Origin of the sequence: Burkholderia sp. Ac-20392, assembly GCF_017104585.1 — a bacterium.
In the GTDB taxonomy this organism is placed as follows: domain Bacteria; phylum Pseudomonadota; class Gammaproteobacteria; order Burkholderiales; family Burkholderiaceae; genus Burkholderia; species Burkholderia lata.
Map to the genome: position 1 here is coordinate 1 of NZ_JAAGPB010000782.1, position 2,680 is coordinate 2,680.

General features: G+C 68.4%; 3 protein-coding genes. 1 reads left to right on the top strand and 2 read right to left on the bottom strand.

The window, feature by feature from the left end:
- Window positions 1-749: hypothetical protein (locus G3N99_RS38155; RefSeq protein ID WP_206124960.1), on the bottom strand; the 749-nt coding region annotated here is incomplete at its 3' end.
- Window positions 750-809: 60 nt separating this feature from the next.
- Window positions 810-1,655: an aldo/keto reductase gene (locus tag G3N99_RS38160; protein ID WP_174947952.1), complete on the bottom strand. Its 846-nt coding sequence runs from the start codon at window positions 1,653-1,655 to the stop codon at window positions 810-812.
- Between the two features lie 166 nt (window positions 1,656-1,821).
- On the opposite strand from G3N99_RS38160, the gene G3N99_RS38165 reads away from it, so the two are divergent.
- Window positions 1,822-2,568 (top strand): GntR family transcriptional regulator, encoded by a 747-nt coding sequence (locus G3N99_RS38165; protein ID WP_011352976.1) that lies wholly within the window; start codon window positions 1,822-1,824, stop codon window positions 2,566-2,568.
- Window positions 2,569-2,680: the final 112 nt, after the last annotated feature.

The window sequence follows — 2,680 nt, forward strand, 5'->3', positions numbered from 1 at the left end:
ATGGCAACGGTGGTGGCCATGGCGACGGTGACGGCGGTGGTCATGGCAACGGTGGTGGCCATGGCGACGGTGACGGCGGTGGTCATGGCAACGGTGGTGGCCATGGCGACGGTGACGGCGGTGGTCATGGCAACGGTGGTGGCCATGGCGACGGTGACGGCGGTGGTCATGGCAACGGTGGTGGCCATGGCGACGGTGACGGCGGTGGTCATGGCAACGGTGGTGGCCATGGCGACGGTGACGGCGGTGGTCATGGCAACGGTGGTGGCCATGGCGACGGTGACGGCGGTGGTCATGGCAACGGTGGTGGCCATGGCGACGGTGACGGCGGTGGTCACGGCAACGGTGGCCACGGCAATGGCGACGGCGGCGGTCACGGCAGCGGTGGTGGCCATGGCGACGGCGATGGCGGTGGTCATGGCAACGGTGGTGGCCATGGCGACGGCGATGGCGGTGGTCATGGCAACGGTGGTGGCCATGGCGACGGTGACAGCGGTGGTCATGGCAACGGTGGTGGCCATGGCGACGGTGACGGCGGTGGTCATGGCAACGGTGGCCACGGCAATGGCGACGGCGGCGGTCACGGCAACGGTGGTGGCCATGGCGCCGGCGATGGCGGCGGTCACGGCAACGGCGGCGGCAACGGCAATGGAAACGGCAATGGAAACGGCAGTGGCGGCGCCGGCAATGGCGGGGCCAACGGTGTCGGCAACGGCCATGGCACCGGGAACGGCAATGGCGCCGGTCACGGCAACGGCGGATCGTCCGGAGCCAACCACTGACCTGCCGCGTTGCCCGGCCGGGTGTCGTCAGAGCATCTCGAGCGCGCGCTTGCTGCGTGGCGGACGGAAATACGCGTCAAGCTGCGCGCGCTCGTCATCGCTGAATACGAAATCGAGCGCGGCGCGGTTGTCGCGCACGTGTTCGAGCCGCGCCGCCTTCGGGATCGCGAAAACTCCCGGTTGCGCGAGCACCCACGCGAGCGCGACGCGCATCACCGACACCCCGCGCTGCCGCGCGATCTCGTCGAGCGGCGAGCGCTTCGGCAGCCGCCCGTGATCGACCGGGCTGTACGCCATCGCCGGCATCCGGTGCTCGGCAAGCCAAGGCAGCAAGTCGAACTCCGGGCCGCGCCGCGCGATGTTGTAGAGGATCTGGTTGGTCGCGCACGCGCCGCCACCGGCTTCATCGACGAGCTCGGCCATGTCGGCCGTATCGAAGTTGCTGACGCCCCAGTGACGGATCTTGCCCGCGCGCTGCAGCGCTTCGAAGCCCTCGATCGTCTCCTCGAGCGGCACCGAGCCACGCCAGTGCAGCAGGTACAGGTCGAGGCGATCGGTCCGCAGGCGCTTGAGGCTCGCATCGCATGCGGCGACGACGCCGCGCTGGCTCGCATGGTGCGGGTAGACCTTGCTGACGAGGAACACGTCGTCGCGCAGGCCCGCGAGCGCCTCGCCGACCAGTTCCTCGGTCGCGCCGTCGCCGTACATCTCGGCCGTATCGACCAGCGTCATCCCGAGCTCGACGCCTTCGCGCAGCGCGGCGATTTCGTCGGCGCGGCGGGCCGGCCGTTCGCCCATTTCCCACGTGCCCAGGCCAAGCTTCGGAATCGTCTCGCCGTCCGGCAGGACGACCGTGGCGATCGTGTCTGTCATGCGTTCCTCGTTGCGGATTCGTGGCCGCGCACCGCGGCCCAGCCATGAAATACGACGCATCAGTGTAGTCAATCGGCGCGCCATTCACCTATTGCATGGCAAAACCCGGCTATAACCGCGCCACGCGATGACTTAGAATGGCCGCAATCAGATCGATACCCAATCCATGAAGGCATCCACGGACGACCGCTGGCAGGACCTGCGCCCCGACCCCGACAACGACACGCCGCTCTACCTGCAGCTCGCCCGCAAGCTCGGCGACGCGATCCACGACAATCGCTGGACAGCCGGCGAGGCATTGCCCTCCGAGCGCGTGCTGTCCGATGCGCTCGGCGTATCGCGCATCACCGCACGCAAGGCGATCGCGCTGCTCGTCGAGCAAGGCCTGATTCGCCGCACACAGGGCGCCGGCAATTTCATCCAGCCGCGCTACGAAGATCCGCTGTCGCGGCTGTCGAGCTTCAGCGAAATGCTCGAACGGCGCGGCTTCAAGCCGAGCTCGCAATGGCTCGCGCGCGAGATCCAGCCGGCAAACCGCGACGAAGTGATCCAGCTCGGGCTGTCGCCCGCCGCATCGGTCACGCGCCTGAAGCGCCTGCGCCTCGCGGACGGCATCGTGATGGCCGTCGAGAATTCGACGTTTCCCGCGACGCTGATCCCCGATCCGCAGGCGATCGGCGGTTCGCTGTACAGCTATCTCGAAGCACGCGGCACGCCGATCGTGCGCGCGCTGCAGCATTTCCGCGCGGTCAACGCGACCGACGAGATCGCAGAGCAGATGGGCATCGCGCCACACGACGCGCTACTGCTGATCACGCGCATCGGCTATACGTCGGACCAGCGCGCGATCGAGCTGACCGATACCTACTGCCGCAACGACTACTACGACTTCGTCGTCGAACTGCGCAAGTAACGCCAGACGCGCCGCCGGCGCTCACATCCAGCGCGCATCGTCGGTGCCGAGCGGCACGGGCGGGCGCGCAAGCGACGGCGGTGTCGCCGACAAGCGCTCGGCCGGCCGCACG